This window comes from Paenibacillus sacheonensis, from assembly GCF_009909195.1.
Classification (GTDB): Bacteria; Bacillota; Bacilli; order Paenibacillales; family Paenibacillaceae; genus Paenibacillus_Z; species Paenibacillus_Z sacheonensis.
In genome coordinates, this window is sequence record NZ_JAAAMU010000001.1 from 692,147 (window position 1) to 706,768 (window position 14,622).

General features: G+C 57.4%; 14 protein-coding genes. All 14 read left to right on the forward strand.

All coding sequences use genetic code 11. The features are described from left to right. The first annotated feature begins 31 nt into the window (after window positions 1–31). The 14 genes from GT003_RS02920 (at window position 32) to GT003_RS02985 (ending at window position 14,585) form a co-directional block, all read left to right on the forward strand. On the forward strand, window positions 32–268 hold the full coding sequence (locus GT003_RS02920; protein ID WP_161694169.1) for a ferredoxin: 237 nt from the start codon (window positions 32–34) through the stop codon (window positions 266–268). A 174-nt stretch (window positions 269–442) separates the two neighbouring features. Next, complete coding sequence (locus GT003_RS02925; protein WP_161694171.1) at window positions 443–2,344, forward strand: CHASE2 domain-containing protein; 1,902 nt, start codon at window positions 443–445, stop codon at window positions 2,342–2,344. Further along, window positions 2,341–4,182: a FecR family protein gene (locus GT003_RS02930; RefSeq protein WP_161694173.1), complete on the forward strand. Its 1,842-nt coding sequence runs from the start codon at window positions 2,341–2,343 to the stop codon at window positions 4,180–4,182. Before GT003_RS02925 ends, GT003_RS02930 begins: the two co-directional genes overlap by 4 nt. A 22-nt stretch (window positions 4,183–4,204) precedes the next feature. Further along, window positions 4,205–5,803, forward strand: coding sequence for a stalk domain-containing protein (locus tag GT003_RS02935; protein WP_161694175.1), 1,599 nt, complete (start codon window positions 4,205–4,207; stop codon window positions 5,801–5,803). Between the two features lie 102 nt (window positions 5,804–5,905). Next, on the forward strand, window positions 5,906–7,321 hold the full coding sequence (locus GT003_RS02940) for a L,D-transpeptidase (RefSeq protein ID WP_161694177.1): 1,416 nt from the start codon (window positions 5,906–5,908) through the stop codon (window positions 7,319–7,321). Between the two features lie 343 nt (window positions 7,322–7,664). Then, window positions 7,665–8,765 carry a quinone-dependent dihydroorotate dehydrogenase gene (locus GT003_RS02945; protein WP_161694179.1) on the forward strand — a complete coding sequence of 367 codons (1,101 nt, stop codon included), beginning with the start codon at window positions 7,665–7,667 and terminating at the stop codon, window positions 8,763–8,765. A 15-nt stretch (window positions 8,766–8,780) separates the two neighbouring features. After that, window positions 8,781–9,584: a GTP diphosphokinase gene (yjbM, locus tag GT003_RS02950; protein WP_161694181.1), complete on the forward strand. Its 804-nt coding sequence runs from the start codon at window positions 8,781–8,783 to the stop codon at window positions 9,582–9,584. Further along, window positions 9,585–10,049, forward strand: a complete 465-nt coding sequence (locus tag GT003_RS02955) for a DUF309 domain-containing protein (protein ID WP_161694183.1) — start codon at window positions 9,585–9,587, stop codon at window positions 10,047–10,049. Between the two features lie 183 nt (window positions 10,050–10,232). After that, entirely contained in the window at window positions 10,233–11,003 is a 771-nt protein-coding gene (locus tag GT003_RS02960) for a pseudouridine synthase (protein ID WP_161694185.1), read from the forward strand. Window positions 11,004–11,018: 15 nt separating this feature from the next. Continuing rightward, complete coding sequence (locus tag GT003_RS02965) at window positions 11,019–11,819, forward strand: Cof-type HAD-IIB family hydrolase (protein ID WP_170312099.1); 801 nt, start codon at window positions 11,019–11,021, stop codon at window positions 11,817–11,819. A gap of 401 nt (window positions 11,820–12,220) precedes the next feature. Continuing rightward, window positions 12,221–12,829, forward strand: a complete 609-nt coding sequence (locus GT003_RS02970) for a LysE family translocator (protein WP_161694187.1) — start codon at window positions 12,221–12,223, stop codon at window positions 12,827–12,829. Between the two features lie 52 nt (window positions 12,830–12,881). Then, window positions 12,882–13,481 (forward strand): GNAT family N-acetyltransferase, encoded by a 600-nt coding sequence (locus tag GT003_RS02975; RefSeq protein WP_161694190.1) that lies wholly within the window; start codon window positions 12,882–12,884, stop codon window positions 13,479–13,481. A 109-nt stretch (window positions 13,482–13,590) separates the two neighbouring features. Next, window positions 13,591–14,067, forward strand: coding sequence for a GNAT family N-acetyltransferase (locus GT003_RS02980; protein ID WP_161694192.1), 477 nt, complete (start codon window positions 13,591–13,593; stop codon window positions 14,065–14,067). 38 nt (window positions 14,068–14,105) lie between these two features. After that, a complete protein-coding gene (locus GT003_RS02985) occupies window positions 14,106–14,585 on the forward strand; it encodes a TcaA NTF2-like domain-containing protein (protein ID WP_161694194.1) in 480 nt (159 codons plus the stop codon). The last annotated feature ends 37 nt before the right edge of the window (window positions 14,586–14,622 follow it).

A 14,622-nucleotide genomic window follows, 5' to 3' on the forward strand; every position in this document is an offset into this window, starting at 1 on the left:
AAGAACTTACAACTAATAGGAGGGAACCACGATGTCGAAATTTACTTGGGTTGAGAAGGATACATGCATTGCTTGCGGAGCATGCGGAGCAACGGCACCGGACATTTACGATTATGACGACGAAGGATTGGCAGAGGTTATTTTCGGCAGCGACGGTAACCATGGCAACACCGAGATTCCCGAGGATTTGTACGATGACCTGCAAGACGCAGCGGATGGTTGCCCGACGGACTCCATCAAGATCGCAGATGCACCTTTTAATTACTAATCTCGCACTAAAGCATACATGCAGATGAATCCCATTTCCTGTTTCGACAGGGAATGGGATTTTTCTTGTTTGTTCGACAATTGTCATTGCCAATTCCGGTTCTGCTCAACTAGAATAATAGATAGTTTTACTGCCTGTTTTTGGTAAAGCGCGAATGGAGAGTAGGGGGCAAATATGCGGGGGCGCAAATGGATCGTAACGGCGGCCGCCGGCGTGCTGATCTGTCTCTTCTGGTCGTTCCTCAGCCAGTTGGGAACGGGAGGAACGCTGAATCGGTTGGAGTCGCAGCTTCAGGACAGGGTGACGCAGCAATCGGACGCGGAGCGGGCGCCGAACGCCAATATCAAGCTGATCAAAATCGATCAGGCATCGCTCGATGGATTGGGGCAGTTTCCGTGGGACCGCAGTCTCTACGCGCAGTTGATCGGCATGCTCGCGGATGCGGGGGCGAAAGCGATCGCGCTCGACGTGGTGCTCGCCGAGCCGGGCAAGGATCCCGAGAGCGACGCAATGATGGCGGAGACGATGAAGAAGTATAAGAACGTCTTGCTGCCGGTCGTTTTCAATTTCAAGGCCAAGCAGGACAGAGCGGGAGCGTTGGAGACGGAATCCGTCGAATATCCAGCGGATACGATCGGAGCGGGGCCGAATCAGATCGGCCATATCAACGTCATGCAGGACGACGACTCCGTGGTTAGAAAGCTGACAGTCGGCCTGCAGGACGGAGCCGGGGCGATGATTCCCGCATTCAGCGTGAAGCTGGCGAACGAGTTGCTGGATGCATCGCATCAAATCGCCTGGAATGCGGCGAAGAACGGCTGGTACCGCGGAGATAAACGGCTGCCTGTCGACGATCGGAACCAAATCGCGACGCAGTTCTATACGGAACCGCGCGAAGCGATGAGCGCGGATACGGGATACGATTCCCAAAGCTTCATCGACGTGCTGACTGGCAGCGTACCGGCCGACTATTACCAAGGCGACGTCGTGCTTATCGGTCCGTATGCGCCGGGTCTGCAGGACGAGTACTTGACGCCGCTCAGCACGACGCTGAAGATGTACGGTGTCGAGATCCACGCGAATATGGTCCAGTCGCTCGTAGCGGGCAAATTTTTTACCGAAGCGGGTTCGTCCGTCAATTACGGACTGATCCTCCTGCTTACGGTGCTGTCGCTGCTCGTATTCGGGCGGGTAACCGGGTTCAAGGCATTTATCGTGTTCGCTGCGCTGGCGGCGGCTTATGTCTTGACCTGGGTGGAACTGTATCAGCTCAAGTCATTCTTCATCATGTTTACCTATCCGTTCCTCGCTATGACGACGGCGTTCGTATGGTCGGTCGTGCAGCATTACGTAACGGAGCGTCAGGAACGCGGGCGGGTGACGAATATTTTCGGCCGCTTCGTGCCAAGGACGGTCGTCGACGAGCTGCTCGCCTCCGGCGAAGAGGTCAAGGTCGGCGGTCAAAGAAGGGATATCAGCGTCGTCTTCGTCGATATCCGCGGCTTTACGCCGATGTCGGAGAAGCTTGAGCCTGAGCAGGTCATTCAAGTGTTGAACGAGTATTTGGATATCTGCACGAAAGCGGTATTCAAATACGGCGGCACGCTGGACAAGTTTATCGGCGACGGCGTGATGGCGATTTTCGGCGCTCCCATCTCGCAGCCGAACCATCCCGAGCTGGCCGTGCTCGCCGCGCTCGAAATGAAACGCCAGTCCGCCGATCTCGAGGAGCGCTGCCTGCGCGAGATCGGGCTGCCCGTTCGATTCGGCGTCGGCATTAACAGCGGAGCCGCCGTTGTCGGCAATATCGGCTCGCAGATGCTGAGACTGGATTATACCGCAATCGGGGATACGGTCAATTTGGCTGCCCGTCTGGAGTCCAATGCGAAGCCGGGGCAAATTCTGATCAGCGAAGAGACGAAGAACCGATTGACCGGTTCGTTTGCTACGGCATTCGTGGGCGACATCAAGGTCAAGGGAAAAGAAAAGCCCGTTTCGGTTACGGAAGTGCTGGGACATGAAGAAACAAGTTCAACGAGAAGGCTAGAGGATTTCAAAGGGGGAGAGGGAGCATGAGGAAGAGAAGCCGCCGCGCGCTGCTCACGGCGCTGTGTTTCCTGCTGGTCATCGGACCGGCGTCGCTGTTCGGAGGCAAGTATGCATCCGCGCAGCTATTGCGCATCGCGGTCGTTCAATCGCTGAAGGGCGGCGTGACCGTGTTGAAATCGGGTGGAACGAAGCCGTTCAAGGCGTTCAAGAGTATGAGCCTGAACGAAGGGGACCAGATCGCGACGGGAAAAGACGGCGGGGCGGTGCTGGAACTATCGAGCGCCGGCGCCGATGAGGATTCCATTACGATCGCGGCCAATTCGGTCGTTAATTTCTCGAAGCTGAAGGACGCCGGCGGAACCAAAACGAAGCTGAGCGTATGGGCCGGTTCCTTATGGGTCAAAGTGAAGTCCGTCTCCAACGCGAGCGACCAATTCGAGGTGGAGACGCCGACTTCGATCATGGGCGTCCGGGGGACGCAATTTTACGTGAACGTGAATCCTATGACCGGCTTAACGAACTTGTTCCTTGCGGCGGGCGTCGTCCAAGCCGGGACGAACGGAAATCGCCTGGATGCGGCCGGCAAAAAGCCGATCGACAAGATCCAGACGATCTACCCGGGTCAGCAGATCGCCGAGGCGCATGACGCCGCCGGGTTGAAGACGCAAGTATCCACGGTCAACATCGATGAGCTCGTGGAGGACACGACGCCGGAAATCCTCCGCGCCATTCTCGAGAGCGCGAAGACCATTAAGGATGAGAACGACGAGACGCTGGAAAAGGCCAAGAAGGAAATCGGCAAGACGCCGAACAAAGATAATTTCGGAGGACAGCTGCTGTCCCAGGAAGATTTGAATCGGATCGCGCAGAATCTGAACAGCTTCGTTGCGCTGATTGCAAAGGAAGCGATCGAAAAGAACAAAATCGATAAAAGCATGATCGATGAGATGAATAAAACCGCAGGCAAACCGCTCATCGACCTCTCGATCGAGAAGCAGCTCAGCCTGACGGAAAACGAGAAGCAGCAGCAGGACCTGCTGCTGCAGCTGATGAAAGAGATGCAGCTGGAGGCAGAACGGCAAAACGAAGCGGTCAGGGCGGCGATGCTGGAGGCAAAGAAGGAAGCATTGCTTGCGAAGCAGAAGGCCGAAGAGCTGCTGGAGAAGAATATGCAAAAAGCCGCCGAGGAGCTCCTTCAGGCGGAGCTGCAGTTCTTCCAAGCGCTGACCGCCGCGCAGCAGCAGGCGTTCAACCAGGAACGGTTGAATGCCGGCCTGCCGCCAATCGGCGCGACGAAGGGAACAGGGGGCACTTCGGCCCCGCCTTCAGGAAGCAGCGCGAAGGCAAGCTTGAAGTTCGCGAACCCGCTGCTCGAGACGACGCCGCTTCAGAACGGGGGGCCTCTTGAACTGAATGTCGCGTTCAGCGGCATGAGCAGCTCTTCCCGAATCGCCGGCTACCAGATCGAAGTGGAGTACAGCGCTGAGCAGGCAGCCTTCGACCAAGAACGGTTCGCTGACCCCGAGACATCCAAGAATTATCGGGCGCTGGCGCCGGGATTCAACGTCGAACCGCCCGGAACGTCTGTCGCCAATGCCGACAGCGTGGATGATTTCCGCGTAGTCGCAGGCGCAAGCGTATCCCGATTGATCTACACCGTTGCCAAATTCAACGGCGATCCGGTTGCCGTGAGCGACGGAACGGTGATGGTCAAGCTGCCGTTCCTGGTTCATCCGGCACAGGAAGAGACATCGGTATCGGTACCGTTCCATATTCGCTCTATCACGGCGGTCGACGCAAACGGCATACCGATCGGTATGGCCGCGGCGGAGGATTTGATTGTACGCGTACAGCGGGTGAATTAATCGACGAGAGGATAATCTTTCTATGAAGAAACGAATGAAATTCGCTGTTCTTGCGGCTGCGTCGGCTGCCGTGCTCGGCATGTCGGCCAACATGGGCTATGCGGCAGCGGGGAACGGAAATGACGCCGTCATGAAGCTTAAGCCGCTTTACGAGGTGCGTACGATCGCCGGCTCGGGCGCCTACGGTCTATTGAACGGCAGCTCCAAGGCATCCGCGTTCCGGGAACCAACGTCGCTGCTCTACAATTCCGGGCTTGGAACGTTTCTCGTTACGGATACGAACAACCAACAGCTCCGGGTCATCGCGCCCGGTACGGCGAGCACGGCTGCCGGCTTTCATTTCGAGGACGATGATGGGAGTGCGCCTCTCGGCAGCCTGCTCGACGGCGCGGCCGACAAAGCGGCCTTCAACGCTCCTTCCGGTCTTGCGAGAGACGCGGCAGGGAACGTGTATGTCGCCGATGCAGGCAATCATGCCATCCGTAAAATCGATGTCGAAGGCAGCGTCACGACTATCGCCGGCAACGGTCTGTTCGGTGCCGCCGACGGCAAGGGCGCGGCAGCCGAGTTCAATCATCCGATGGATGTCGCGGTATCGGACGACGGCGTCGTCTACGTCGCGGATACGCTCAACCATGCGATCCGGCGGATCAAGGACGGCATCGTGACGACGCTGAATGCGCACTCGAGCAGAATCGTGGAATATTTCCCTGGATCCGTAGCCGCCGCGGGCGATTATGCTGACGGGCCGATCGCGAAGGCGTTGTTCAACGAGCCAAGCGGACTTGCGCTGGACGGCAAAGGGAACTTGTACGTCAGCGACACGGGCAACGATGTCATCCGCTACATGGATTTCGCTGCGGATCGCGTCACGACGGTCGCAGGCTTGAAGGCAGGAGCTTCTATCTCGTACGGGGCCAATGAGCCGTATGCGGCAGGCGGTTATGCGGACGGCGCCGCGAGCGTCGCGAAGTTTCGCTCCCCCCGCGGCCTGGACGTGACGCCTGAAGGCGGGCTCTTGATCGCCGACTCGCTTAACCACGTGGTCCGGTACCTCTTGAACGGAACCGTCACCACGATCGCGGGCACGCCGGACGAGGTAGGACGCGTGGACGGTATTGCCGGAAGCGCGCTGCTTCATCATCCTACGGACGTCGCATGGCTGGGCGGCGGCGCGATCGGAATCGCCGACAGCGGCAGCAACACGATCCGCGTGGCAGCTCCTTACCAAGTGCCGGCCGGCGTCAAGGCGGATGAAACCATACACTTGTTGTACGGGACCCAAGTGCTCGAGGGCGATGTCGATCCGATGATCAAGAACGGAGTCACCTATGTGCCGGTCCGCGTGCTGGCCGAGAAGCTCGGCTATAACGTGCACTATGCCGGCGGCCAAACATCGCTTCGGCTCGGCACGACGGCTTATACGGTGAAAGCCGCTTCTTCCGTTATCGGCAAGACGGTTCAAGGATCCGCGCCGCAGACCGTCCGGATAAATGCCGTGCCGTTCAATGCCGGCGGACGCCTATACCTGCCGGTACGCTTCTTCGCCGAAGAGCTTGGGCTCGACGTGCAGTGGCTGTCGGACGTACGCGCCGTCTTGCTGCGCAACAAGCAATTTTAGCGAAAACCTAGACCATTTGGCCAGAAGAGCCGTCCGGATTATATCCGGACGGCTCTTCTGCCGATATAGAAGCTAACGGCACCGGATACAGGAGGCAGCATGATGGAATTGAAGGACGATATGAATTATTTGAAACGTTACGTTCAGAACCATCCCGATAATCGCATGGCGTGGTATTTGTTAGGCAAGCAGTACATGCAGGAAGGAAAGGAAGCGAAGGCCAACTATTGCTTCCTGCAGTCCGGCAGCATCTACGATGCCTATGAACGCAAGCAGCATCCGCTGGTGAACGAGCCTAGGCAAATATTAGCCGTCTGGAACCGGAAGCGGAAGCGTCTGTTGTTGGGGGCGCGTACTTCGGCGGCCGCGCTGGTCATCCTCGCGCTCATGCTCGCATTCTCTACGGCGAGTTCCGAAGAAGACGCCGGAGAAGCGGCGGACCGGCAGCCAATGCCGGGAATCGAACAAGCGGCAGGGCAAGAACCGGGAAGCGGGCCGAGGATCGCGTTCGTGAAACCGGCCGGCGGAGATGGCACGATGCTGGGCAATGCGCTTGGCGTATTGCTGCGCAGCGCAAGTCAGACGAAAGAAAAAGGCTTGGCCGTCTCGCTCGAGCAGGATGGCAAATGGCGCAAATGGACGGGAAATACGCGTCTCCTGGCGGAGACGGAGCGTCAAGGCACGGGTCGTGCCGGCGTCAGCCTTCTCGATGCCAAAGCTTGCGACTGCTTGCCGGACGAATCTACGTCGGCGCGTAAAAGCTATACGGCCTGGAGCAAAGGTCAGGAGCTGAGATGGACGCTGTCCAGCGCGATCGCGCATTATCGCGAACAGACGTCAAGCTGGCCCTCCAAACTGGAAGATTTGGTCCGTCCATATCCACGCAATATGCTATCGGGAAGCTCCAAGGCGATGAAGGCGCTGTTCGCGCCGCTTCTGAACGTAATGAAGGCGGAAGCGGCGGCGGGTACCGGTCCGCAAGGGGGAACCGGTAACGAAGGGGGAAGCGGTGAGCAGAATGCCGGCGAATCGGGGGGAGAAAGCGTATCGGCAAGCGGCGAAGCGCCGCTCTCGAAGGAGCCGCTCTCGATTATCGTGGACAAGAGCAATCATCAGCTGGCTGTCGTCAGCGGAGACGTGATCGTCCGCAGCTACGCGGTCGGGCTCGGAGGGGGGAAGACGCCGTCCGGCCAATTCGTCATCAGCGAGAAGGTGCGCGATCCGAACGGCCGCTCAGATGGCGAATTCGGCAGCCGCGGCATGGCGCTGTCGGATACGCGATATGCCATTCATGGCACGAACGAACCGGACAGCATCGGCAAGGACGAATCCCATGGCTGCGTTCGGATGGCCCGCAAGGATCTGGAGGAACTTTACGATCTGGTTCCCCTCGGTACGGAGGTCAACATAAAAAGCGGCGTTCTTCCCGATCAAGCTGCGCCGATCGCAACGCGTTTCCGGTTGCAGCCTGCCCAGGACGAGACGAACTCCGCTAAGGTTTACGATTGGCTGGATTAACAAGCGAGCTTAATTGTCAATAATAAGCAGTACGGCCATGATGACGACGATGACGGCAAAGATCGATCCGATCCAAACGAGCGCTTTCTTATTGATTTGTTCTTTCTGCTTGGATTTCATGATGGGCGGCCTTTTTTTTGCTTGGCTCATGGGGATCAACCTTTCTTTCACGGGAGATAGGATTATGGTTTTATTGTAATCGTTTTCTTGCGCGGAGACAACTGCCTGTCCGCGGTTTGCCGGCGCCGGCTTACGGTGCGATAGCGGCGATACTCTTTCTTTTTCGTGTTCAAACCGTTAAACTGTTCGATAGAGCTGACACGAAGAACGGAGTGACTTTTCCTTGTTGTATACGAAATTTGCCAAGCCATACTTTTTCCGCATGGATGCCGAGAAAGCCCACCATATAGTCATTGACGGACTGCATACGGCAAGCCGCGTGCCGGGCATTCCCGCGATGATGCGCGCCATGTACGGCGTGCGGGAGACGAAGGCGCTCGCCATGGAATTGTTCGGACTGCGCTTCGCGCACCCGATCGGTCTCGCGGCGGGATTGGACAAGAACGCGAAGGCCGTCGACATGTTCGCGAACATCGGCTTCGGCTTCGCCGAGGTCGGCACCGTGACGCCGAAAGGACAAGCCGGCAACGACCTGCCGCGGCTGTTCCGCCTTCCGAGCGACGAAGCGCTCATCAACCGGATGGGCTTCAATAATGACGGGGCGGCGGCGATGGCCGAACGGCTCGCAAGCGCCGGGCAGCGCCGAATTCCGATCGCCGTCAACATCGGCAAGAACAAGACGACGCCGAACGAGCTCGCGCACGAGGATTATCGCGCTTGCCTGCAGCAGCTCTATACATACGGCGACTTTTTTGTCGTCAACATCAGCTCGCCGAACACGCCGGACCTTCGGGCGCTCCAGCATGGCGACGAGCTGAAGCTTCTTCTTCAGACGGTAATGGAAGAGATGGGAGCGCAAGCCGCCAAGAGCGGCGCGTCCCGCAAGCCGGTGCTTGTTAAAATCGCGCCGGATATGACGAACGAGCAGCTTGCCTATACCGTGGAAACGATCGTCGCTAGCGGCGTGAACGGTATAATCGCATCGAATACGACGCTCAGCCGCGAAGGGCTGCGGCATCCGAACGCGAAGGAGGCCGGCGGCATGAGCGGACTGCCTTTGCGCGAGCGCTCCACGGAGGTCGTCCGCGAGGTCTACCGCTTAACGGGCGGACAACTGCCCATTATTGGTTCCGGCGGCATCTTTACGGCGTCGGATGCATACGATAAAATTCGCGCAGGCGCAAGTCTTGTAGAAATTTATACGGCGCTTATCTATCGGGGGCCGGAGCTTTTGCGCGAGCTGACGGACGGATTGCAAGCATTATTGCGCAAGGACGGGTTTACCACGATCGTAGAGGCTATAGGAGCAGATCATCGGTCTTAGACAGGAGGCGGCCGGATGGACGGAAGAGACTGGGGATTATTTTTGCAACCGTATGAACAGGCAGTGGAAGAATTGAAGGTCAAATTAAAGACGCTTCGAACAGAGCTGAAGAATCGCGAAGCCTACGCGCCGATCGAATTCGTGACCGGCCGGGTGAAGAAGATTTCCAGCATATTGGAGAAGGCCAAACGATTGTCGGTACCGATGGAGAAGATCGATACCGGCATCGAGGATATAGCGGGCATCCGCATCATGTGCCAGTTCGTGGACGATATTCACCGGGTTGCGGCATTGATACGCTCGCGCAAGGATTTGAAGCTCGTCTACGAGAAGGATTATATTACGAATTTCAAGGACAGCGGCTACCGGAGCTACCACATGATCATCGAATATCCCGTTCAGACGGCGATCGGCCAGAAGAACGTATTGGCGGAGATTCAAATTCGGACGCTCGCGATGAATTTCTGGGCGACGATCGAGCATTCGCTGAACTACAAGTATAAAGAAAGTCTCCCGGAAGACGTTCGCGGCCGGCTGAAAAAAGCGGCCGAGGCAGCGTCGGTGCTGGATACGGAAATGTCGAGCATCCGTAACGAAATTTTGGATGCCCAGCGGGACTTCGAAGAGAAATCGAACATGTTCTCCAGCGTGCTCAGCGATATTCAGGAATTGTATTTCTTCAATCGCGTTCGCGAAGCCGTGCAGTTCCAGCTCCGCTTCAACGAACTGTGGGAGAAGGAAGACGCATTCGAGATCAGGAGGCTGTCCGATGAGATTCGAGCGGCGATCGGCCGTGCGAAGAAGAACAGCACGACGTAGATGACGGCATCGCATCCGTACGACGAGAAGTTCGTGCATTTTGTCGTGTTGTTCAACGTCGACGCCGATTATTTCGAATGCCACGAGGTGATGGAGGAGCTCTGGCTTGAAGAAGGGCGCAGCACGCTTTATCAGGGATTGCTGCAGGCCGCGGTCGGTCTCCATCATTGGCGGAACGATAATTTCTCTGGAGCGGTCAAATTGTTCTCCCAAGCGGAGAACAAGCTGGCGGCGTATCCTGACGTCACGATGGGACTTGATCTCAAGCAGCTCCGAGCCGATATCGCAGGGAGCTTGAACCGCCTTCGCGCTCATCCGGCACGCAGCCCTTCATCGGCTGCCGCCGAAGAAGCGCGGGCCTTCGAAGCTTTCCGGCTTGTCGTTACGGACGATGCGCTGCGCTCGCTCGCGAAAGCGCTTGCGGAGATTCCGTACGAGCAGCGCGTGCATCCCGAAGACGATTAAGAGCGCGCGATTGCGCGCGGGGCGGTTTCTCTTGAGCTGCCGGCAGTCTTTCGGACCCTTTCGACGGGGCCGTAAGCGCCGGCAGCCTTTTTTGCGTGCCGTACGGATCGGGGTTGGTGAAGGCACTTCGTTTAGTATACAATGGAGTGAAGAATCGAGGCAGCATTGGGAGTGGGATCGAGAATGGCGAAGAGAATGCGGCTGGACAAGCTGCTTGCGAATATGGGCTTCGGCACGCGCAGCGAAGTAAGACGAGCGGTCAAGCAGGGCCGGGTAACGGTAGACGGACTAACCGCCAAAGATTTCGGTCTAACGATCGATCCGGAGTCGGCCGAAGTTCGTTTCGACGGCGAGGAAGTCGTCTATCAGGAAACCATCTACGTCATGCTGAACAAGCCGCAAGGCGTCATATCGGCGACGGAAGACACGCGCGATCGTACGGTTATCGATTTATTGGAGCCGGTAGACCGCGTGCTGCAGCCGTTTCCGGTCGGCAGGCTGGATAAGGATACGGAAGGGCTGCTGCTGTTGACGAACGACGGCAAGCTGGCGCATGATTTGCTATCGCCCCGCAAGCATGTGCCGAAGACCTACGAGGCGCTCGTGCTCGGCGATGTCGGCGAAAGCGATCAGGCTGCCTTCCGCCAAGGCGTGACGCTTGACGACGGGTACGCAACGATGCCGGCCGAGCTTGTCGTCGGAGAGAAGGAAGAACGGGCGGACGGCGTATACAGCCGGATCACGTTGACCATTCATGAAGGGAAATTCCATCAGGTCAAACGCATGTTCGAGGCTGTCGACAAACGAGTCCTCTACTTGAAGCGTATCTCGATGGGGCCCCTGGCGCTGGACAAGAAGCTGAAGCTTGGCGAATACCGTTTGCTCACGGATACGGAACTGGAGGCGCTGCTGAACGTGCGGTCAAGCGGCGCGCTTGACGCAAATGAAGGATAGGAGAGACGGCTGGCAATGGGGAACATCAACTACGATTTGATTGCGCTGGATATAGACGGAACGCTGCTTACGGATGACCATACGCTGACCTCGAACGTCCGGGAGGCGGTGCGCGAGGCGCACGGCCGCGGAGCGGAGATCGTGCTGTGCACGGGAAGAGGGCCGGCCAACGCCATTCCCGTCCTGGACAAACTGGGGCTGGCCGGAACGATGATTACGCATAACGGGGCGGCTACCGTGGATTCGGCGAGCCGTACCGTGCTGCATCAATACAGCATCGACAATGCGGAGGTGGCGCGTTTCCGGGCTTATTGCCTGGAGGCGAAGCTGCATTTCGACCTGAACACGGCGTTCGAGATGCTGATCGAAGATATCACGCCGGAAGCCGAGGCGATGTATCGGTTATACGGCGCGAGTCCGGTCTTGCGGAACCCGGGCGATCCGCTCCCGGAAGGGCTCGTGAAGTTTACGCTGTTCGGGGACCAAGCGGAGCTTGACCGCGTCGAGGCGGAATGGAACGGCTGGACGCATGGCTTGCAGCATATCCGAAGCGGCGATTATTTCATCGACGTGCAGCATAGGGACGCGAGCAAGGGGAAGGCGCTCCGGCAGCTGGCGCAGCTCAGAGGCATCGAGCAGAGCCGCGTTATGGCGATCGGGAACTATTTTAACGACGTCGGCATGCTGACGTTTGCCGGCTTGGGCGTCGCGGTGGCGAATTCTCCCGAGGCCGTGAAGGAAGCGGCGAACGTCGTGACCCGTTCCAACGAGGCCGACGGCGTGGCGCACGCGCTGCATGCTTTCGCCTGGACATAAATGAAAAACCGTCGAAGGGATCCCCTCGACGGTTTTCTCATTATCGGCTAGATCGAATTAGCACAGGACTCCGCGGGATACGATGACCAGCAGAATGAACAGTACCAGAATCACGCCAGCAAAATTTCCTCCTAATACACCGGACATGCAATTGCCTCCCCATAAATGGTATTTCCGGCGCCGCTTGCTAGTGGATCATGTTGTTGTTCTCGGCACTCGGTATACGTTATTGTATGATAATCGCCGTGAGCGGATTGGACAGAAGCCCGCATCGGCAACAATTGGGCATTCGCCCCGGGAGATTTGCCCCAAGAATGAGATGCTTGCACGCGAGGCGGATCATGGGGAAATAACGCCCGGCGGCACTTATATCTACCACGATGAAAGGGATTATCCACTTGATGATGCTGGCGAAAGGGTTGCTTATCGGCCTGTCGATCGCGGCCCCGGTCGGGCCGATCGGCATCCTGTGCATGAAGCGTACGTTGACGCAAGGCAGGCGCTTCGGCTTTGTCTCCGGTCTTGGGGCAGCTTCCGCCGATGGAATGTACGGCTTAATCGCCGCTTTCGGTTTCGGAGCGGTTATAGCAAGAATAGCGGCCCTGCAAACCGCGGCGTCCATCCTCGGAGGCTTGTTTCTATGTTTTTTGGGCTATCGGTCGTTCCGGTCTGCCGCCGGGGAACGAAGCGCGGAAGCCGGGGGAAGCGGCAGCCTGGCCGGAGCTTACGGAACGACGTTTCTGCTGACCGCCGCCAATCCGGTTACGATCCTCTCGTTTCTCGGCATTTTTGCCGGATTAGACGTCATGGATGCGTCGCTGCCCGGACTGCTGGCGCTCGTGCTCGGCGTGTTTGCCGGATCGGCGGCATGGTGGCTGTTCTTGAGCATTGCCGTCGGCGCGATACGTCGGACATTGAACGCGGGGGCCATGCGCGGGATCAATCGGTTGTCCGGCTTGCTGCTGCTCGGTTTCGGCATCTATTCGGTGTTCGACGTCATGCTGTTTTAATCCGCTGTGTCCCCATGGGACGCTGAAACCATAGAACAAGGAGAGACGACCCATGATTCCAGGACATGAATGGCATCGCTTGAAGATACAGACGCAGCGTTTGCGGCTGCAGGTGATCGATGAATCCTGCACCGAGCGCGCGTTGGCGTTCGTAACCCGCAATCGGGAGTCGCTTGCCGAATGGGAACCCAGCCGGGAGGACGATTATTTCACCGCGGAAATCCAGCGAGAATTGATCGTGCAGGATATCCACAGCATGGCAAACGGGCATGGCGTGCGCTTATGGGTGACGGCGGCTGATGCGCCCGACGGGGATTTTATCGGAACGGTATCCCTCAACAATATCGTGCGCGGCGCATTCCAGTCCTGCCACCTCGGATATCGGATGGATCACCGGCACCGAAACAAGGGGTATATGACGGAGGCATTGTCGCATGTCGTGGCGTTCGCCTTCGGGCGGCTGAATTTGCACCGGATCGAAGCCAATGTCATGCCGCGCAACGCAGCTTCATTGAAAGTATGCGAACGGCTCGGCTTTCACCATGAGGGGCTTGCCAGGGACTACTTGCGAATCGGAGGCAAATGGGAGGATCATATTCACATGGTGCTGCTGAATTCGTCCTGGACAGCCGCGCAGGCGTCCGGCAGCTGAAGGAACGCGATAATTAACCTTGCCGCAGGCATTTAGTCCTTCCCGGTTTCATGTTAGAATAGAAAGTGCATCCTCCCGAACTACATAGGAAAGCGAGCGTGCACCCCAGATGCTGACTTTTAAACGCTCTTCGAATGAAAGCTTGGCGGCCGAACGGGAGATATTGAATGCCAACCCGTTGTTCAACCGCCTTTCCAAAGATAAAGAAATACTGTCGTTGGCAGATATCGAAGCGGAGCATCGGGAGGCCGAGGCCGCCGGTGCGGAACGCTACGTCATGCATATGCAGGAGCATCCTGCCGGAATCCTGGAGTACCTGATGATCAATCCGAAGGATTCCTGCACGTGGATCGGACTGCTCGTCATTCATGGCTCGCATCAAGGCAAGGGATTGGCGCGTGCGGCATTGAAGTGGTTCGATGATCGCATGCAAGCCGGAGGGGTTGTTTCCCATCGCCTCGGCGTTCTTGAAGACAACCATCCCGCGCACGCCTTCTGGCGCAGCCAAGGCGCGAGCCCGGTAAAACCCGCCGTCCTGCCGGACGGCAAGCCCATTCTCATCTATGAACGAAACGTTCAAGGGTAAGAAGAGGATGCAATTCATAAAGACGGGAGATTACAAGGATGTACAGAACAGCAATGCTCGGCATGCTGCTAAGTCTGACCGTGCTGACCGGTGCCTGTTCGGTGAAGGACGACAGCCATGGACAGGACCCCGTCCCAAGCGATCAAATCGACTATAGAGATTCATCGGGTGCGTCCGATGTCATGAATGCATATGAAGAGTCCATGGTTGAAGCGATCAACAAGAACCGCTTCTCGCTTGTGGAAGGTCTATTGGACCCGGAAGGCCCGCTTTACAAGGAGCAGCAAGGCCTCGTTCGCCGGCTTAGCGGGAAAGACATCAAGGAAAAGCTCATTCGGTATCAGATCATGAATATTCAGAAAATCAACGGCGAATACAAGTTTTACATTATCGAGAAAATCGGCATTTATTACCCGGAAGGCAAATCGATGGTGAATGAATACGAATGGATATACACCGTGAAGCAGCACCCCGTGACGAACGCCTTTAAGGTGTTCAGCATCGAGCGCTGGGAATAGCCGTATCGGCGGGCAGGCGGGCTGGAAGCAGCGTTGT

Coding starts and splice junctions, on each gene's coding strand:
- GT003_RS02935 (WP_161694175.1), top strand. CDS start 4,205: ATGAAGAAACGAATGAAATTCGCTGTTCTTGCGGCTGCGTCGGCTGCC.
- GT003_RS02975 (WP_161694190.1), top strand. CDS start 12,882: ATGATTCCAGGACATGAATGGCATCGCTTGAAGATACAGACGCAGCGT.
- GT003_RS02955 (WP_161694183.1), top strand. CDS start 9,585: ATGACGGCATCGCATCCGTACGACGAGAAGTTCGTGCATTTTGTCGTG.
- GT003_RS02940 (WP_161694177.1), top strand. CDS start 5,906: ATGGAATTGAAGGACGATATGAATTATTTGAAACGTTACGTTCAGAAC.
- GT003_RS02925 (WP_161694171.1), top strand. CDS start 443: ATGCGGGGGCGCAAATGGATCGTAACGGCGGCCGCCGGCGTGCTGATC.
- GT003_RS02980 (WP_161694192.1), top strand. CDS start 13,591: ATGCTGACTTTTAAACGCTCTTCGAATGAAAGCTTGGCGGCCGAACGG.
- GT003_RS02960 (WP_161694185.1), top strand. CDS start 10,233: ATGGCGAAGAGAATGCGGCTGGACAAGCTGCTTGCGAATATGGGCTTC.
- GT003_RS02920 (WP_161694169.1), top strand. CDS start 32: ATGTCGAAATTTACTTGGGTTGAGAAGGATACATGCATTGCTTGCGGA.
- GT003_RS02970 (WP_161694187.1), top strand. CDS start 12,221: ATGATGCTGGCGAAAGGGTTGCTTATCGGCCTGTCGATCGCGGCCCCG.
- GT003_RS02930 (WP_161694173.1), top strand. CDS start 2,341: ATGAGGAAGAGAAGCCGCCGCGCGCTGCTCACGGCGCTGTGTTTCCTG.
- yjbM (WP_161694181.1), top strand. CDS start 8,781: ATGGACGGAAGAGACTGGGGATTATTTTTGCAACCGTATGAACAGGCA.
- GT003_RS02965 (WP_170312099.1), top strand. CDS start 11,019: ATGGGGAACATCAACTACGATTTGATTGCGCTGGATATAGACGGAACG.
- GT003_RS02985 (WP_161694194.1), top strand. CDS start 14,106: ATGTACAGAACAGCAATGCTCGGCATGCTGCTAAGTCTGACCGTGCTG.